Origin of the sequence: Akkermansia sp. N21116 (assembly GCF_029854705.2) — a bacterium.
GTDB lineage: Bacteria > Verrucomicrobiota > Verrucomicrobiia > Verrucomicrobiales > Akkermansiaceae > Akkermansia.
On record NZ_CP139035.1, the window covers coordinates 1,238,851 to 1,253,308 of the forward strand.

The window sequence follows — 14,458 nt, forward strand, 5'->3', positions numbered from 1 at the left end:
TTGTCCGGGAGGTCGGCAGACGTTTCGGACAAAGGACGGCAAGGGTTACATGTTATTTGCCGATGACAGTCCAATAGGGAGCATGGGAGGCTTTGTTTTTGAGTAGATCTGCGTGATCGTCATCCAATTTGGCGAGGATCATTTGGAAGCCTGCCTGTTCCTGGACGGTAAGGATTTCCGCGATGCGGGAATCCGCGATAATCATGCCCCGCTCTTTGAGGATTTGTGAGGCTTTGCGGAACACGATGCTCAATTCCATGTGGGTCGTGGCTCCTACTCCGTTAATATAGAGAGCGACTTTGTCACCGGCTTGCGGTTTGATTTTCTTGATCAGAAGCTCGATCATTTGGGTGGCAACATTGTCGGCACTGGAGAATTGCTGGCGACCGCCTCCTCCTTCGCCGTGCTGCCCCATGCCGATTTCGATTTCCCCTTCAGGGAGTTCGGCAATGACGGCTCCGTTCTGGGGATGCGTACAACTACGCATGGCAACGGCAATCGTTGCGATACCTTGGTTGAAACGTTCTCCGATTTCCAGAATTTCCTCCAGGGATTTACCATCTTCGGCAGCTGCGCCAACGACTTTGTAGAGCGGTACGCACCCGGCGAGGCCCCGGCGATCGTCGTCGGGGGCGTCCAGACCTGCGCTGATATCGTCGTGGGTAAGGATTGTTTTTACTTTGATCCCGGCTCTTTCCGCCAGTTGGACAGCCATATTGGCGCTCATGACGTCTCCGGAATGGTTGAGAACAACCAATAAAATCCCCGCATCGCGCTTGAACAATTGAAGCGCTTTGAAGAGACGCTGAGCACCGGGAGCGGCAAAGATATCCCCGACGACGGAACAGTCCAGCATGCCCTCTCCGACGAAGCCGCTCAGGGCAGGTTCGTGACCGGAACCGCCGAGGGTGACGATAGCGACTTTGTCCTGGCTTTTGGGGGTGGCTCGGACGACGATGTTTTCTTCGGCCAGAGCTACCTGGTCGGGATAGGCTGCAATGTAGCCTTCGAGGACTTCCCGGGTGATATCTTCCGGGGCATTGATAAATTTGTAAACCATAGGATTCAATAAGGAAAGAGTTTGGTATTAGTGTATTAGTGTTTGGCGAATTCCATCAGTTCCAACGGGATGCCTTCTTCTTCGATAAAGGCGATGGTGAGGGTATCGCTGCAGGCTGTCGGGGGGAATAAAACGGTAGCTCCCTTGAGTTCTTCTTCCAGAGAATCTACCTCATAGGCGATGTGCGGTACTGTCTGAATCAGCTCGCACATGCAACTGCCGGGTTCAAAACGAAGGTATTCGATTTTATTCGGGCTTTGCGTGGGATCCGTGAGGTGGACGCTCAATCCTTCGTTGTAAACTTCTCCCGGCTGGGGGGTGGTGGTCGGAACTCCGAAATGGTTGATAGTTCTCATGGTATGGAGACGTTTTCCGGTTATACTTTTGGGTTACAGGCTGGCTTTTTTGTTGGAGAAACGCAACCCGTCATTGTCGTGGTAGCAGGCGTATTCGGAAACGACAGCACCATGAGGTCCGGCATACAGGAAATGCCATGTTTCGATTTTCTTCAAATGAACCAATTCACCTGCCTTTTGGTGGATGAAATTCTTGGAAATAGTGGTTGCACGCTGAGATTCGGGGATAGCCGGGGCATCTGGTGTCGGTTCTCCGACTTCGGAGAAGTTGTAGCAGTCTCCCTTTTGTACCATCCATGATTCGAATTTGGCAGGCATGGATGTCTTGACATGCTTGTGTTCGGGGATCATTTGTCCCGGCAGCAGATAGATTTCGTGGGCGAAATAGCTGTGTTCCTTGTCGTTGACCCAGAAAATGCCGCCCATACCGACGTTTTCAAAGTCACCGAGACCGAAGTCGGTAAACCAGATATCCTTTTCCATCAGTGGCGTGACGGGGATTCCGTAATGTTCGAACATTTCGTAGAAAGCCTTGCGGGCTACATCCTGTTTGAAGTTGCCCTGTTCGTCATAGAAATCCTTATTGGTATATTTCTTTTGGAACGGAGCCTTGTTTTCTGTAGTTTGGGTTGAGTTATTCATGGTTGAAGTGGAAGCTGCCTGATTGTTATTGGCCAGAGCAATGGAGGAAATGGCCACGCCAAGAATGCAGACGATACTTTTGATCATAAAAGATAAATGCATAGTGTTATTGATACAATAAAGAGTTGTCGGGGGCAAGGAGAAAATTCGTTTTTCGGGAAAATCTCCGAGAATATACTTCGCGAATTGGTATTTGGGTTGTATAATCTATCTTACCGGTTATTGGGAAATAGGTATAAGTTCAACATTACCGCGAGAATCTGCTTGTCCGTCGGAGCGGACACGGGCAATGATGCGGCATGAGTTGTTGCCCTGGGCATCCTGCGGGATACGGAACCGATAGACATTATTGATATTTTCAATTCCCGTTGTTCCATTTTGTTGGATGTCAGCGACGGTGTTGCCGTCCATTTCTATCCTTACATGGCTGATTTCGAGTTTATTGGTGCCTTTCGTGTATGAAAAGCGAAGGGCTTTGGCTTGCTTCAGCGCGGATGGAGAGACAGACCATGACAATTCCTTCCACTCCGTACCGACGGTTTCGGGATTCCAGGTTCCGATCAGGATTCCTTCCGGCTGTTTGATGATATCGGGAGAGACTTTGGCGGCTCGTGCGATCAATTCCCGGGCTGCGGCGACAGGGTCTTCAAAGGGAGAAACAGGCGATACCCCTCGGTTTTTTTCTACCCAGTCGCGTTCCCAGGCCGGAAGGTCGATTTTGACGAATGGATCGAATTTCGCTTTCAGATATTCTTTGCGGCGGGGTAGATAATAGTCCCGGATCAAACCGGACCATATTTTAGCTGCATAATCATCGATGGGAGGCCCCCAGATTGTGACCAGACGGCGGGCGTTTTTTTCGTAGTAGTCCTTAAGCTCCTGGGATGAGCCGTGCTTCCGGGCATAATTGAGCCAGACATCGAGGCGATGGATGGGATGGGAGGCGAGCAGGCGGTCCATGCCGCTCATGAGGGCTTCGATTTCCTGTTCATACCGTTTGGCTTGATCCATGTTGTCGTCTTGCATGGCCATTTCGCTAGCCTGGATCAGGAGTTCGATTTTCCCTCCAAGATAGGCAGCTGTAAGCTCGGTCAGGTCGGATACGTACAGATCGCTGTCTCTGAAATCGTTGGCGCAGGAGGCGAAACGTTCGATGGCCTGGTAGAATTCCGGATTGGTATTGATGGAACCTTTGCCGATGCGTCCGGGGCGGAACTGCCAATTGAAACGCGGATGGTCGGTAAAAGAGCCGTAGACGGATTGGCGGATGATTTTCCAGTAATCGTCCAGGGCTTTGTCTGTATCGCCGTATCGGCAGATGTCGTAGTTTTTAAGCCAGGCATCAAGGTCGATGGGCTTGTCCGACCACCCTGCATCAGCCATGAGTTCGTAGATGACTTCATTGTTTTCGAAGCCTTCCGGAGCCATGCCGATACCTGCAAGATGGCCTCGGTTGGGTGAATTGAGAGCTTCCAGATGTCCATTGGCGTAAAAGTCGAGGACTCCGGTCATGCCTGTTTTACCTCCCATATTGGGGATGACGCTGTAGATCCAGTCCTTATTGAAGAATCCTTTGTAGAAATCCCAGTTGGTTCCGTTGTTCCAGAAGTTTTTATTGTAATCGACGGCGAGGTCGAGCAGCAGCATCTTATCGTCCGGCACTTTGCTGACGAGTGCTTCAAGCGACTTGGGATCCCAAATGTTACGCTGGTAGCCGAACATCCAGCCTTGCATGACCCATACGGCTCTGGGGGAACCCTCCTTGATGGACTGGTAAACTTTATCTCCGTAATCGGCGAGAAGCTTGTAACGTTCCGGTGTCCCGTGCGGGGGGAAGGGGACATCCATTTCATTGAAGCTGTCGACGAGATAATGGGAGCAGGGACCGAATTCCTTTTCCCATTCCATGACGAACATCTTGCCGATTTTAGTAAACAGTTTTTGGTCGGGGGACAGCATCCAATTTTTGAATGAACCGGCCCAATGGGTTTCGACGAGCTTGATGTCCGGATACAGGCGTTTGATAGCAGGCGGGACAAATCCGGAAAAACCGGGGCAGATAGGAGTCATACCCAGGGAGCGCATGCGTTCAAGGATCTTATGCTGAAGGGCGACCTGATCCTTATGCCATTCTTCCGGCAGAGGCCCGTCGATACCGCTGATGTTTCCCATGCGCATCCAGGGAAGATGGGCCGGACCGACAAAATATTCGGAAATTTCCTTGTCGCTCAGCCCCAGTTTTTTGAACACCCGGGCGGTGATGGCTTCGTGGGCGACGAGAGCCAGTGGCATATCGATACCGTGCAAGGCCATCCAGTCGATTTCCTTTTCCCACCGGGGCCAGTCCCAATAGGGCATGGTATAACCGTAGGTGACGACATTGAAATAGTAGTGGTATTTTACAGGAGAAACCACTTTGGTTTCTTTGCCGGTGAGTTCCGGCAGGATGGGGAGTTCGAATCTTTTGCCCGTCCAACTGGAAATGCCGGCTCCCTGGGATTTGACGTAGTCGTAGAATCCTTTGCAGATGGCGACACCGCTGCTGCCTGAGATGGTAAGGCCTTCTTCGGTTGTCTTTGTCGCATAGACGGGATTTCCGTTTTCAGAGTCGATCCCGCCGATCCGGAGCCTGGGCCCTTCCGAATCAGTGAATCGTTTAATAACTTCGCTGGCTGCCGTAATTTCTCTTTGGGTAATGGCGGAAGCCGCAAGGAGAGACGATGCCGCCAGAAGAGGAATTAATAAAAGGGAGGGTAAACGGGACGATTTCATTCTACTACAGTAATACGGTATTCCTGTAGATGATCTTGCAAAATAATCCCTGTTTTTCAGTCCGAAGGACTGAATGAGGATGGGGTGCTAGGAAAGAGTTTCGTGGATCCTCCGCTGCTCGTTGTCGATCTGTTCCTCTGTTGCCCCCAGGGTTCTCATGAGATGGGAAGCCATGGCGATAGCCGCCGATTCCTCTCCCGAGATGACGGTGGTGTTCTTTTTCCCCCTGAGTATTTTGACATCGCGTAGATAGAAGGAGTAGATGGTAACGGGGATATCGGGATTGATGGAGCGGGCCGCCTCCACGACTTCCCGGGAAGGAATGGCTGAGGAGGAAATGATGATGCCTTGCGCCTTGTTGACTCCGGCGTGGTTCAAAACTTCCGGGAGGGTGGCGTCTCCGTGGACGACGAGCTTGTTTTCTTTCCTCAGTTTTTTGACAGTATCGATATTCATCTCAATGATGACCGGTTCGATGTTGTTTCGTTCCAGGATTCGGACAAGCGTTCTGCCGACCGGGCCGAATCCGACGACGATGAGACGCTGCGTATCTTCGGTGACGGGAGGCAGGGAGTTTTCATGATCCCGGCGCATGATCCATGCGTGAAGCCTGGTTTGTTCCAGTTTTCGGAACATGGGGTTGATGCGCGAGTAGATGATTGGGTTCAGTGTAATGGAGATAACGGCGGCCACAATGATGGCTCCCGAAGCTTCGGGGGGCAGGATATCGTATTTCTTGCCCATGGCTGCCAGGATGAAGGAAAATTCTCCTATTTGCGCGAGGGCGACGGATACGATTAGGGCCAGTTTCAATGGCTTGCGAAGAAACAGGACGACAATCAGGGAAGCCAGCGGTTTACCAAGCATGACAATGGCAAGGGTGACGAGGATCAGCTGCCAGTGCTCGACGAGGTCGGCGGGGTTGAACAACATCCCGACGGAAACGAAAAACAGTACCGCGAAGGCGTCGCGCATGGGCAGAGCCTCCGAAGCGGCACGCGCACTGAACTCGGATTGCCCGACAACCATACCGGCCAGAAATGCCCCCAATGCCATGGAGGCCCCGAAAAAGTAGGCGGAACCCACGGCGATGCCGAGTGCCAGCACAAGGACGGCCAGGGTGAAAAGATCCCGAGTTCCGGTACGGGCTACATAGGTGAGGAGGAGCGGAATGAGTTTTTGCCCGACAATCAAGGTGAAGAGGATTAGTCCGGCGATTTTTAGCGTCGTCACACCCAGAGTGGCCCACACATTTCCCCCGTCCGGTTGCAAAATGACAGGGAGGATCACCAGAACTAGAATGGTGAAAAGATCTTCTACGATCAGCCATCCCAGGGCTACGTGGCCGCCCGGTGTATGCAGAACCCGGTTGTCGCTTAGAACTCGGGTCAGGACAACCGTACTGGCCACTGAAATGGAAATCCCGAAGACGGCTCCGCTGAGCCAGCTCCAACCGAAGAAATGCGTCGCTACGCTGCCGAGAATGGTAGCTGCCGTAATTTGGACGATAGCTCCGGGAACGGCGATTTTCTGGACGGAGATTAAATCCTTGAGGTGAAAGTGAAGGCCGACTCCGAACATAAGCAGGATGATGCCTATTTCCGAACATTCCTCCGCCGTTGCCGCATCTGCGACGAATCCCGGAGAATACGGACCGACGATGACGCCGGCCAGCAGATAGCCGACAATGGGGGAAAGTTTCAGCTTTTGGCTGATGAAGCCGAGAATCAGTGCTGCCGTCAATGCTCCGACGAGAGTAGGTATCAATGTGATGTTATGAAGCATGAGAATATGTTTTCCTGATTCAGGAAATCCTCTGAAGACTATTCCTGTCAAGGTATTTGAAATGGATGACGCCGTAAGACGTTCTCCCTGGCTCCAGAATGGGGATCGGGCTTGCAATCGGGAACGCTTGACCTACACTTCGGATACTTGGGGCGTTGGAAATGTGATGAAATCGTCACTTTTTCCCATGCGTCCGAAGTCAATATCAGCATTTATCCTTCACCCGACATGAATTCCGGAGAGACAGTCAAGAATACGCAGATTCAGACACAGGCTTTCATTTACCTCGGCCCCAGTTCCATGAGTCTGATTGTTACTGAAATCCACGATGGTGATGTCCGGGTGATTGACTTTCTGACTCAGCCGGTTCCCTTGGCCCGCGATGTTTTCCGCAATGGGAGGATTTCCCGTTCGACTATGGACCGGTGCGCCCAGGTTATGGGGGATTACATGGCCATTCTTCGCGAATATGGGAGCGGTACGGATCTGTCTACGCACTTCGTCATGTCCAACATTATCTCGGAAGCTGGGAACGTGGATGTGTTCATCAACCGAATGCACGTGGCTCACGGACTTCGTGGTCGTTTGATTGACGACGGCAAAATGACCCGTCTGATTTACGTTAAAGTTCAGGAAACGTTGCTCCATTATCCTAATTTCCAGAAAAAGAACACGATGATCGTTCATGTCGGTCCCGGAAATACGCGTATTCTCCTGTTCGAGAAAGGGCGTATTACCCGGTATTCCAGTCATCGGCTGGGTGTTCATCGGACGGGAGAAGCGATCGGAGAGGAGGATTTCGGCGACGATCCGGCGGAACTGGCCGTGATGCGGGAGCATATACGGGGACAGATTGACCAAATCCGGGTGGATTATGCTTTTGTCAAGGATCTGGCCTCCATCATCCTGATTGGAGAGGAAGTGCAACGGTTGCGCAATCTTTTCAAACCCGGTCGGGAAGGTCGTGTCAATGTCGAGATGTTTACGAAAGTAGCCGAGAAGATGGTGCGGATGACGACGGAACAGCGCATGCTGGCCTATGACGCCGATTTTGCTACGGTTGATGCCCTTCTCCCGGCTTTGATCATCAACCAGTCCATTGTGCGGGCCCTGGCTCCCAGGGAAGTGATCGTACCGACTTCATCCTACGACCAGGAATTCATCTTGAGTCTGATCCGTGCGGAACAGAATCCCGGGGATCTGGAGGGGGAAGTCCTGCATTTTGCCGGGATTCTGGCGGACCGCTATATGGCGGACAAAGACCACCGGATGCATGTCGCCCGGTTGTGTGACAGCCTGTTCGTCGATTTGCAGGATCTTCATCGCCTGACGGAGCATGACCGCCTGCTGCTGCAAGTGGCCGCCATTCTGCATGAAGTCGGCACCTACATCAGCCCGCGTCATCATAACAAGCATTCCCAGTACATCATTCTCAATAGCGAAATTTTCGGACTTTCCCGTGATGACGTCGAAATTGTCGCCCTGCTCGCACGCTATCACAGACGCGAGACCCCGTCCAAGTCCGAGGTGTTGTACGCCGATCTCGACCAGACCGATCGCATGCGCGTCTCCAAAATGGCGGCTATCCTCCGTGTGGCGGATGCCCTGGAACGCGGACATGCCCTGCGCGTCAAAGGCGTCGAGGCCAGGCTTCGCGGACGCAACCTGGAGCTTTTGCTGAAAGATGTGCGAGATACGACAGTCGAAGAAATGGCCCTGCGTATCAAAGGAGACCTTTTTTCGGATATTTTCGGCTGCGACATCGTTCTGGTGCCGGACCGCCGGTAAATTGTCACTCCCGTATTTTTATATTCCAACATTTCACCCGTACCGATCATGGCTGACCAATACATCAACAGAGAACTATCCTGGCTGGAGTTCAACCAGCGCGTCCTCGACCAGGCGGCAAGGAACGACCTCCCCTTGCTGGAACGCGTCAAATTCCTGGCCATCACGGCATCCAACCTGGATGAATTTTTCATGGTGCGCGTTGGCGGTCTGCAGATGATGCGCCGTACCGGTGCGCGAGTCAAAGACATGTGCGGTCTGACGCCGACTCGCCAGCTCCAATTGATCCACAAGCGTGTCCGTCAGATGATCGATATGCAATATTCCCTATGGCAGGAGGAAGTTCTCCCTCTGATGGAGATTGAAAAGGTCTGTCCCGTGCCGATGGATGATTTGACGCCTGCCCAGCGTGTTTCGCTGGAGCAATACTACCTCAACCAGGTGTTCCCCCTGCTGACACCTCTGGCGATGGATGAGGAATTGCCCGAGGGTGGCATCCCCTTGCCGTCCCTCAAACTGTTGATGGCAGTCAGCTTGCAGGACAACGACAAGAAAACGAAACGCCTTTGTGTCGTAGCCGTGCCGGACAGCTTGCCGCGACGCATCTTTATCCCCGACTCCGAGCACGAGCGCTATGTGATGTCGGAAGAACTCATCCGCATGTTCATCGGGGGCATGTTCCCGGGGGAAACCCTGTTGAATACGGCCGTTTTCCGTGTCACGCGCAATGGAGATATCGCCGTGCAGGAGAACGACGCGTTCGACTTTGCGGACGAAATGGAGGAAGTCCTCGTTGCCCGCCAGTATTCGGAATGTGTCCGGCTTGAAATTGAAGATTCCGCCGATCCCCAGTTGGCGGAACGCATCCAGGGAATTGTCCGTGTGGGCAAATCGGATATTTACGCTTTGAGCGGCCCGTTGATGCTGAGTGATTTTATGGAAATGGCCTTTGCGCCCGGCAACGACCAGTTGAAAGTGGATCAATGGCTGCCCCAGTCTTCCGCATCCATGGATCCGGCGTTGTCGATCTTTGACAATATTGCTAACGGGGACATTTTGTTGAACCACCCTTATGAGAGTTTTGAACCCGTCTTGCGGCTGGTGGAAGAAGCTGCCGTCGATCCCGACGTGATTGCCATCAAGCAGGTTTTGTACCGGACGGCGAAAGGTTCCCGCATCGTCTCTGCACTGACGCGTGCCGCGGAAAACGGCAAGCAGGTGACTGCTCTTGTCGAACTGAAGGCCCGTTTCGACGAAGCCCGCAATCTGGAAAAGGCGGAGGAATTGCAGAGGGCCGGAGTCCAGGTCGTCTATGGCGTCAAAGGTCTCAAGACACATGCGAAAATCTGTCTTGTCGTCCGCCGGGAATCCGGCTATCTGCGCCGTTATTGCCACTATGGCACGGGCAACTACAATGAAAACACCGCCCGCATCTACACGGATATTTCCTATTTGACTTGCAATGATGCCCTGGGAGCGGACGCTTCCCAATTCTTCAACTCCGTAACTGGGCGTACCAAAATGATGCGCTTCCGGGAACTCTATCCCTCGCCCCGCATGATGAAGGATCGCCTTTTGGAATTGATCGCCAGCGAGGCGGAACGCGCCCGGCAGGGGGAACCGGCTAAAATCCGGGCCAAAATGAACAGCCTCCAGGATAAGCAGATCATCGACGCTCTTTACCGCGCTGCCGATGCCGGCGTGGAAATCCTGCTCAATATCCGTGGTATCTGTTGCCTGAAGACGGGGAGTCGCGGCAAAGGCAAGCCGATTCAGGTTGTCAGCATTGTCGACAGATATCTGGAACACGCCCGCATTTTCCAGTTCCACCACGGCGGCAATACCCTTCTGTTCATTGCCAGCGCCGACTGGATGACCCGCAATCTTGACAAACGCGTCGAATTGATGGTGCCTGTCCAGTCCCCCCGGCTCAAACGCCGCTTGCGCGGAATCCTCGATGCCTGCTTCAAGGATAACGTCCAGGCGTACGAGATTCAACCGGATGGCACGGGTAAGCCCGTGAGCAGGGCCAAAGGCGTCAAACCGTTCCGGATGCAGCTGGCTCTGACCAAGGAAGCCCGCCGCCTCTCCAGGGATAAAGAACGCGAGCGCCTTCAGATGCTGGAACCTCACAAGCCGCATGCCGAATAAGCGAGGTAGATGAACTTCTTCGGAGAAGAAAAGGAGCTCCTTGTCCCTCTTCCTTTCCCGGGAGATATGCTGACACGGGAGAGGCAGGGGACAGTCATACTTCCCTGTTGAACGAAGTGTCGTTGTGCCTATTCTAAAAGACAATGACTGCTATATCAGATTGTTTATCATCCTTGTTGCCCCTGGCATATTATGTGTCCCCGGATGCGGGGGCTCACCAGGGCTTTTCGATGAATGGCATCTATTGGTTTATTATCATCGGTTCCATGCTTTTGAGCTGGCTGGTGAGTTCCACGATGAAGAGCCGCTTTCACGAATACTCCAACATTCCCATTAGCATGACGGGACGGCAAGTTGCGGAGAAAATGCTGCGCGACAACAACATTACCGACGTTTCCGTCGTGAGTACGCCCGGCATGTTGACGGATCATTACAATCCCTCCAACAAAACGGTGAACCTCAGTGAAGGCGTGTACATGAGCAATAGCGTGGCCGCAGCGGCTGTGGCTGCCCATGAAGTCGGCCATGCCGTCCAGCATGCCCGCGCCTACCATTGGTTGGGTCTGAGATCGGCTCTTGTCCCGATCGTCCAGCTTTCCTCCAACCTGGTTCAGTGGGTTTTACTGGCCGGAATTATCCTGTTGGCGATGGGGAGCGGTCCTCTGGTGCTTGGCATTGGCGTTGTCCTTTTTGCGATGACGACTCTCTTCGCTTTCGTGACTCTGCCCGTCGAATTCGATGCTTCGGCCCGTGCTCTGAAATGGCTGGAAGGTTCCGGCATCATCGGTAGCATGGAACAGGGGCGTGCGAAAAATGCCTTGTTTTGGGCGGCCATGACCTACGTCGTCGGTGCCCTTTCCTCTCTTGCCATGTTGCTCTATTACGCCATGATGTTTTTGAATGCGAGAGACAGGGAATAAGTGTGTTACTAGGAAAATCAGGCAATCCTGACGTATGAAATTTCCTTGACTGGGATTTATGCGCCAGGATTTGACATATTTCCGAATGAGCTGCAGGTGATTGTTGGTCTTGTGGGGGTGACGTGAATAAACTGTTTGTTTATTGCCAGTCATTGATTAGGAATCTACTGTAAGTAAGGCTTGCGATGGTGCTTCCCTTTTTGTTTTTTTCGTTGATTTCAGGATTATTCTCGTGTATATCTGTTTTTAAAATGTGTTGAATATGCTTGTGTGTCACAACCGTAAATATAAATAAATTATGAAAACGAAAAAAATTGTTATACTTCTGTTAGGTATTTTATTTTCTTGTTCATGTATAGGTCAGGCTGCTGACAGTACATATGATTTTAATAAGCGACAGATTGTCATGCATTCTGAAACGCCTCTTAAATTAAAGAATGACGATTTCAAAAATCCTCAGTCTCTAGATGATATTCGTAATGTTCTTTTTGATTATGCTTGCAAGTTGTATAAAGATTGCAAGCTTGTTGGAGGTTTTTCCGATTACCGTGATGGATGTACTACTTATACTGTCGTGCTCCAACGGAGTGATGGTGCAGCGGTCGCAATGCCATTTGATATTACAGATATCATAAAAAGAACAAAAACAAAAAACAAGAAAGCAAAAAAGGAGATTGTTGAATTAGAGGAAAAAGTGCGTAAAGAACGGGATTCGATGAATATAACGGATTCTAAAGAAAATGTTTCTTCTCGTTTGGCTCCGGCAAACGAATAATATTATACTATAAGAATGTATGAGATAGATGGGGCGGAGTCCGGTGGGAAACGCTGTGGCTTCTGTTGTGGAGGGGTGAAGAGAAGGAAGGCTCCCAACACGCCTCCGATGTCCGGGATACGGGCTTTTACCGGATTTCATGCCCGATCTTTTTGAGGGAAACAATTGATTTCCCGAAGCAGACGTATAATATAGCTCCGTGCCTGACTCAGGAATCAATGTATCGGAATTGAAGGAGCCCGCCGTCCGTGCCTATAGGGCCATGTTGATGGCGAGGGCGTTCGATAGTAAAATTTCAAGCCTTTACAAGGCGGGGAAGATCACGGGCGGTGTGTTTCTTGGCCGTGGACATGAGGCTATTGCGGCATCCGGCGGCGTGTTTGCCCGCATGGGTGAAGATGTGTTTGCTCCTTTTATTCGCGAGCAGGCGGGACGTCTGGCATACGGCGAACCGATTATTGAGGCGGCACGGTCCTATCTGGGATCGGTGCTCGGTTATACGAAAGGTCGCGACGGCGACGTCCATCGCGCCAAGCCGGAAATCGGCTATGTGATTCCTATTTCCCATTTGGGAGCGACGGTAGCCGTGGCTTTGGGCGAGTTGTTTGCCTACAAACTGGACGGCAAGCTGGACGGACGCATCGCCATGGTGTTCTGCGGGGATGGAACGACATCCACCGGTGCTTTCAATGAGGCATGCAACCTGGCGTCCGTGGAAAAACTTCCCCTTGTGCTGGTGGTCTCCAACAATCAGTTTGCCTATTCGACTCCCAATACGCGCGAATTCGGCTGCAAGAGCCTGACGGACAGGGGACGCGGCTTCGGGATGGAAACCTACGAAGTCGACGGGACGGATCTTCTGGCAACGCTCCGGGTGTTTAAAACGGCTGTGGAGCGTGCGCGGACCGGAAACGGTCCCCAATGGATTCTGGCGAATACGCTCCGCATGTGCGGGCACGGGGAGCATGACGATGCCTCGTATATTCCGGCGGAACTGAAGGAAAAGTACGCCGAACGCGATCCTTTGGCGGTTGCCGGAAGGCAGCTTGTGGCATGCGGATGGATTTCGGAAGAAGACATTGCCGCGTGGAAGGATGAAGCGACGAATGATGTGCAGGCCGCTGTCGCCCAGGCCCAGCGGGAACCGGAACCGGATCCTTTCCGCGAGGATTGGAGCGCAACGGTGTGGAGACCTTATTAACTTTATTGAACGGAACGGCGAAACATGAGCATTACATACATTGACGCCATCAGGGATGCCCAGGAGGACCTGCTGAGGGAAGATCCCGATGTGTTTATCTACGGCCAGGACATCGGCGTCTTCGGCGGCGCTTTCAAGGCGACGAAGTACTTGAAGGAACGGTTTCCCGGCCGTGTGATCGATGCCCCGATCAGCGAAGATGCGATGACTGGATTGGCTATCGGCGCCGCTATTGCGGGGAAGAAGCCTATTCTCGAGGTTCAGTTTGCCGATTTCAGTACGATTGCTCTGAACCAGATTGCCAATATGGCATCCACCCATTACTACCGGACGGGTGTACCCGTCAACATGACGGTGCGTCTGCCCAGCGGGGGGACGCCAGGCGGCGGTCCCTTCCACAGCCAGTGCGTCGAAGCCCTGTTTGCCCATTTCCCGGGCTTGCACGTGATGACGCCTGCAACCGTAGCCGATGCCTACTGGATGCTCCGCCAGGCGGTCGAGTTGCCGGATCCGGTCATTTTCATGGAGCACAAGTTCCTGTACCGCTGGCTGAAGGCCGAGTCATACCGCGATGAACCGGTTCTGCCTTTTGGGCAGGCCCGCGTCGCCCGCCCGGGCAAGCATGCGACGGTGGTAGCGTACAGTGCGATGGTGCACGAGGCAGTGCGTGCTGCCGATTTGCTGGAAGAGGAAGGTGGGTACGAGGTGGAAGTTGTCGATTTGAGGACGGTCAAGCCGCTTGATATTGATACGATTATTGCTTCCGTGGCTCGCACGGGACGCGTTCTCGTTGTGGGCGAGGATTTCCCGTGGGGAGGCGTTACGGCCGAGGTCGTTTCACGCATTGTCGCGGAAGGATTCCACTTGTTGGATGCACCTCCGATGAGGCTCAATGCCAAGGACTGCCCGATTCCCAAACATCCGAACCTGTGGAAGGTTCACCGCCCGACGCTGGAATCCATTGCTTCCGCTATCCGCCATCTTCTTGCTATTTAATATTTTATTTCC

General features: G+C 52.6%; 11 protein-coding genes. 6 read left to right on the plus strand and 5 right to left on the minus strand.

The features are described 5' to 3' along the window. Window positions 1-52: 52 nt before the first annotated feature. From QET93_RS04695 to QET93_RS04715, 5 genes are all read right to left on the minus strand, one after another. Window positions 53-1,069: a dihydroxyacetone kinase subunit DhaK gene (locus QET93_RS04695; protein WP_345783069.1), complete on the minus strand. Its 1,017-nt coding sequence runs from the start codon at window positions 1,067-1,069 to the stop codon at window positions 53-55. A gap of 26 nt (window positions 1,070-1,095) precedes the next feature. Next, window positions 1,096-1,416, minus strand: coding sequence for a hypothetical protein (locus QET93_RS04700; protein ID WP_280127084.1), 321 nt, complete (start codon window positions 1,414-1,416; stop codon window positions 1,096-1,098). 33 nt (window positions 1,417-1,449) lie between these two features. Then, window positions 1,450-2,145 carry a hypothetical protein gene (locus QET93_RS04705; RefSeq protein WP_280132741.1) on the minus strand — a complete coding sequence of 232 codons (696 nt, stop codon included), beginning with the start codon at window positions 2,143-2,145 and terminating at the stop codon, window positions 1,450-1,452. 132 nt (window positions 2,146-2,277) lie between these two features. After that, the gene (locus QET93_RS04710) at window positions 2,278-4,830 is read right to left on the minus strand and encodes an alpha-N-acetylglucosaminidase (RefSeq protein ID WP_280132742.1); all 2,553 of its coding nucleotides are present in this window, start codon (window positions 4,828-4,830) and stop codon (window positions 2,278-2,280) included. Window positions 4,831-4,917: 87 nt separating this feature from the next. Continuing rightward, window positions 4,918-6,615 carry a cation:proton antiporter gene (locus QET93_RS04715; protein ID WP_280127087.1) on the minus strand — a complete coding sequence of 566 codons (1,698 nt, stop codon included), beginning with the start codon at window positions 6,613-6,615 and terminating at the stop codon, window positions 4,918-4,920. A gap of 147 nt (window positions 6,616-6,762) precedes the next feature. Here QET93_RS04715 and QET93_RS04720 point away from each other — a divergent pair, with 147 nt between their 5' ends. The 6 genes from QET93_RS04720 (at window position 6,763) to QET93_RS04745 (ending at window position 14,446) form a co-directional block, all read left to right on the plus strand. Further along, a complete protein-coding gene (locus QET93_RS04720; RefSeq protein WP_322190124.1) occupies window positions 6,763-8,403 on the plus strand; it encodes an HD domain-containing protein in 1,641 nt (546 codons plus the stop codon). Window positions 8,404-8,451: 48 nt separating this feature from the next. Further along, window positions 8,452-10,554: a polyphosphate kinase 1 gene (ppk1, locus tag QET93_RS04725; RefSeq protein ID WP_280127089.1), complete on the plus strand. Its 2,103-nt coding sequence runs from the start codon at window positions 8,452-8,454 to the stop codon at window positions 10,552-10,554. Window positions 10,555-10,784: 230 nt separating this feature from the next. After that, complete coding sequence (locus tag QET93_RS04730; protein WP_345783075.1) at window positions 10,785-11,474, plus strand: zinc metallopeptidase; 690 nt, start codon at window positions 10,785-10,787, stop codon at window positions 11,472-11,474. A gap of 298 nt (window positions 11,475-11,772) precedes the next feature. Continuing rightward, window positions 11,773-12,249, plus strand: a complete 477-nt coding sequence (locus tag QET93_RS04735) for a hypothetical protein (protein WP_280132743.1) — start codon at window positions 11,773-11,775, stop codon at window positions 12,247-12,249. 199 nt (window positions 12,250-12,448) lie between these two features. Then, window positions 12,449-13,450 carry a thiamine pyrophosphate-dependent dehydrogenase E1 component subunit alpha gene (locus QET93_RS04740; protein WP_280127092.1) on the plus strand — a complete coding sequence of 334 codons (1,002 nt, stop codon included), beginning with the start codon at window positions 12,449-12,451 and terminating at the stop codon, window positions 13,448-13,450. Window positions 13,451-13,474: 24 nt separating this feature from the next. Then, window positions 13,475-14,446: a transketolase C-terminal domain-containing protein gene (locus tag QET93_RS04745; RefSeq protein WP_280127093.1), complete on the plus strand. Its 972-nt coding sequence runs from the start codon at window positions 13,475-13,477 to the stop codon at window positions 14,444-14,446. Window positions 14,447-14,458: the final 12 nt, after the last annotated feature.